We start from the raw sequence: 4,544 nt of genomic DNA on the forward strand, positions 1-4,544 counted from the left end.
GTATCATCCGATCGCTTTTACATACTGTCATCATCCCAGGGAGAGGTTCTTGCCTCCAATGTCACCAACATGACCCAATTGACATCTTCACACCTTGCACACCTTGCCCCCAATTCCTGGACACCATCTCCCACGGGATAGAGGGCAAATCGGAGCGAGCAGGGTACACTCAAGAGCAACGTTCTTGACTAAGAAAATCTAAGCCAAGGGCATCGGTTTTCCCAAGTTTTTAGACGTTGCTACCCGCATTCTTCAGAACATTGCTTCATGGTCACCACTGCCACTCAGATTGCTTTAGTTGAAGACGAAACCCAAGCCCTCCTCGACTGGGCGATCGCCGTTAACGAATCGGATGAAACCTACTTTCACAAAAGTCAACAGTTGGCACGGCGACTGGGAGCCCATTACCGACCAGACGGTCTCACCGAGATTGGCTTTTGGACACCTCGCCTAGCCAGTGAGGTCATCCAATCGGAGCGAGATATTTTCCTAGAAGTATTCACGCCTCTGGATCCCATCGACTTTCAGGCACCCGAACAAACCGTACGCTTCCAGTGCGATCGCATCCCGCTGATGCAGCAGGGGGAATACATTTGGGGCGTGTTGGCGGGAATGCAGCCTGGACGGCGCGATCGAGCTGGCTCGTTCTACTGGCTACGGGCTCTCAGTCCCCACCACTACCTGCGGATTATTCGCGATCCCCTGGCCGTTTCCATGCCCTACGGTGTCTTTGCGCCTGCGGAACTCTACGACATGGATTCTATCCAGCAGCAGCGCGCCGATCTTGACTACCTGCGCCGCACCTCTCAGTGTGACGAAGAAGGCACCATTCCCCGCGTTCCCGCGCCCCGTAATATCCTGCAACTGCACATCACCACCGCCTCCCCCACCGGCTATCTGGCAGGGTTGACGGACTTGTATCGCCAGATTTCCGACAAGCTAGACCAAGGGCTACCGCTCACCGGCGCAGAAGAAAACTACATTGGCTACGATGCTGTGCAGCTTTTGCCCGTCGAACCCACCATCGAATACCGTATTGAAGGCGATAACTTCACCCACGAATTTTTTGCGATCGCCTCCAATACCAACTCCGATGAACCTGACCTAACCATCGACCTCACCTCCGATCAGGTGATCACCGACCAACGCCCCATTTTCAAAGATCAGGAACAGCGCCAGGTCACCCTGCGCAAGCCCAACACCCATAACTGGGGCTACGATGTGCCCATCCTCGGCTCAGCAGCCACCAATCCTGCCCTGCTCAGCAGCCTGCGCCCCGACGAGATGATCGACTTCATCGCCACCCTGCACAATTTTTCCACCGGGCCCATCCAGGTGATCTATGACTTGGTCTACGGCCACGCCGACAACCAAGGCGAGGAATTGCTCAACCGTCAGTTCCTCAAAGGGCCCAATATGTATGGGCAAGACTTGAACCACCAGCTTCCTACCGTACGGGCGATTTTGCTAGAAATGCAGCGCCGCAAGATTAACACCGGAGCTGACGGCATTCGCGTGGATGGCGGGCAGGATTTCCGTTGGTTCAATCCCCTCACCGGCTTAGTAGAACAGGATGATGCTTATCTCCTAGCCATGAGCGATGTGGTGCAAGAAATCAACGGCTGTCAGCGCCTGATGTTCACCATTTTTGAAGACGGTCGTCCTTGGCCCCAAGAAGGCTGGGAAGAAACCTCCACCTACCGCGATTTAATCGAACTACAGCCCACCTCCTACCAATGGGGGCCCCTGATTTTTGCCCACAATACTCCAGCCCTAGAAGGCTTTTGGGATAAGAAATGGCAGCGGGTGAGTGAGGTGCTGATCCAAGGCGATCATTGGATTACCGGCTGCGCCAACCACGACACCGTGCGGCGCGGCAACCAAATTCTTCTGGATGCCAAGATCAACTGGAATCTCGGCAAAACCCTGCCCCAAGTGCTGCGCAACGCCTACGATAATCCAGCGGTGAAACTCTGGGTCTATGGCTTCAGTCCGGGGCTGCCCATGGACTTCATCAACACCATGATGTGGGCTCCCTGGCTGTTTTTCCGCAACACCGACGATCGCTACGGCGTCAAGGTAGCCGCCGAGGAAGTGGGCTTTTTGGATTGGCAGATTGAACCCGAACTGTATGACCAACCCTGGGCCTTTCTGCGGCTCAAGGAGCTAGGGTTTAAGGATCTCAAGGCCCTAAAAACCTTTTGCACGGCCCTCAGCGAAGCCTTGCTGAAAACAGACTACGACCTCGACGCGGTGGCGCGCATGTGCCAACGCTGCCTAGGCGACAATCCCGACTACTGCGAAGTATCGGCGATGTATGACCTACAACATCCCGATCGCGCTCCCTTCCTCAACCATGTGGACGTTCCTGCCCTTAAATCCTTCGCCATGGGCTTTATGGAAGATGCCCACGATATCTGTAATATCAAACATTACATGGATGACGTCGATCCGGTTTTGACCCATTTTGGGCTACAGGTACGGCAATATCGGCATCAGCATCCCTGGCTAGCAGAAAACCTCGGCGGCAGCGATCGCTTTAATCGAATTAGCGATAAACAACGCACGGTATTCTATGGTCTGCGCACCTGTGCAGACTGTGATGACGAGCTAGAGCAGGTGGCGCTGGTCACCCATATGGGCGGCAAACCCATTGACGTCACCCTGGGCGACTGGCTACAGCTTGATCTCAGCGAATGGCGCATTGCCCTAGCCACGCCGGGTCTAGAACTCGACGACAGCGACCCCGACGAACTGCGCCTTTTTGAGCTAAAGGATAGCCAAGGGGTGCTGCTGGAGCGCATTCGAGACTAGGGGCAGCCTGACGATCGCCACTGGCGTAGTGGACTCTTCCGTGATCGGGGCAGGTTTCATCTCGCCCCGAAAATCTAGCAACTGCACAATCAGTAAATAGGCCACACTCAGCAAAACAGCGATCGCTCCCGTGGCGATCGCAACTAGTTTTGAGCGATCCATGCCGTTTTCTCCACCTGGTTTGTCTCTGTTTTCATGTCTCTGTTTTCATGTCTCTGTTTTCATTATGGGGGAGTTGGGCAAGAACGGGGCGATTACCGCTCAGGCAGGACTAGCCGGTTCTAGAGCGATCACCGCCTGGGATCGCCTATAGTCGCCTGTAGTTGCCCGGACTAAGAAGGAGGGCGATCGCCATACAGCGACTGAAAAATAAAGTCGAGATCCAGGCTCCAAGATTGGGGATCCTCCTCTGAGCGAATCAGATGGATTTGGTCAATGAACTCTCGAAAATAGACCCGCCGCTCCGACTCCGATAGATCGTGCCAAAATTGGGGAATCGACAAGGTTTGGGCGATCGCCTTCAGATTCGCAGGCGGCAGTTGGGCCTGGCGATCGCGCAGAGCCGACAGTTCTGTTTTGAGCGTATAGCTGCGCAGACTAGCGGTTTGGTCATCGAGAATGCCCTGATCCACCAAGGTGGGCAAGCGCTGTAGAATGTCCTGCTTCACGGCAATCTGTCCACCAATCGCCTGCTGCAGTCCGTCGATGTCCGGCAACTCTAGGGCAGCGATCGCCTTGGGTAAATCCTGACAAATCCGCTGAATGGCCTGGTCTAACACATCCCCATAGGCAATGGCGCTGCACTTGAGCGATAGCCGCGGGCAAGCCATGGGGCGCAAATAGAGGTATTCCGTAGCGCTCTGTCGCCGGGTGACGCGGGTCACGGTCATTCCCGACTGGCAGGTCTGGCAGGTCACTAAGCCCGCCAGAGAACGGGGAGCGCTGGCGGTTTTGGGCGGCAAACGGCGATTGCGGCGCATGAGGCGATCAATTTGGGCTGCTTCATCGCGGGAGATCAGCGGCGCGTGGGTATCGGAGATTACATCACCGGTGTGGTACTGCAAATCACCGCGATAGATCGGACTGGTGAGCCAACGCCGCCCGGTGGATACCGAAAATTTCTTACCAAACTGTTGATTAATCTGACGAACACTGCCCCGCAGGGTGCCGTAGAGCAAAAAGTGTTCCACCAAGGCTTTGACAATAGGAGCTGTGCTGCGATCGATCACATAGCGATCCTTGCCGCGTCGGTAGCCATAGGGCGCTTTCCCAGGCGGCGGCAGGGCATTCACCCGATTTTTGGCATGGCCCCGCTGAATCGTTCGCCCGCGCTGCTGTTGCTGGAGCTGACGAAAGAGGTCGATCATCTGCGATCGCTCTAGGCTATCCGGATGGTGCGAATCATCGTCTAGGGGCGTGAGGGGAATCCCCAACTGTTCTAGCACAACGAGGCGATCGCTCACCTCCGCTAAGGAATCCCCCAACTCTCCCAAACGGCGCACCAGAATTGATTGAATTAAACCGGCGCGGCAATCGGTGAATAATTGATCAAGCTGCAGGCGATCGCCCCAGTCTTGATAGAGACGATCAATGGGGCAGGGCCAATCGGGCTGCTCTGCCGAGTCAAGATAGGGATCGCCATACCAATAGGCTGCAGTGGTCATAGATCTTGCTTAACACCTACCAGATCAGCACTCTCCAGGTCAGTCGGTAATTTTGCGATATCCAGC

At 55.4% G+C, this 4,544-nt stretch carries 3 protein-coding genes; 1 reads left to right on the forward strand and 2 read right to left on the reverse strand.

Annotation, left to right across the window (positions count from 1 at the left end):
• The first annotated feature begins 267 nt into the window (after positions 1 to 267).
• Positions 268 to 2,814: a glucosylglycerol hydrolase gene (gene gghA / locus V6D20_23545; protein ID HEY9818754.1), complete on the forward strand. Its 2,547-nt coding sequence runs from the start codon at positions 268 to 270 to the stop codon at positions 2,812 to 2,814.
• Here the strand turns inward: gghA and V6D20_23550 are convergent.
• Both V6D20_23550 and V6D20_23555 read right to left on the reverse strand, forming a co-directional pair.
• A complete protein-coding gene (locus tag V6D20_23550) occupies positions 2,770 to 2,976 on the reverse strand; it encodes a hypothetical protein (protein HEY9818755.1) in 207 nt (68 codons plus the stop codon). The genes gghA and V6D20_23550 overlap by 45 nt on opposite strands.
• A gap of 170 nt (positions 2,977 to 3,146) precedes the next feature.
• A complete protein-coding gene (locus V6D20_23555) occupies positions 3,147 to 4,478 on the reverse strand; it encodes a recombinase family protein (GenBank protein HEY9818756.1) in 1,332 nt (443 codons plus the stop codon).
• Positions 4,479 to 4,544 lie beyond the last annotated feature (66 nt).

It is taken from the genome of Candidatus Obscuribacterales bacterium, assembly GCA_036703605.1.
In the GTDB taxonomy this organism is placed as follows: domain Bacteria; phylum Cyanobacteriota; class Cyanobacteriia; order RECH01; family RECH01; genus RECH01.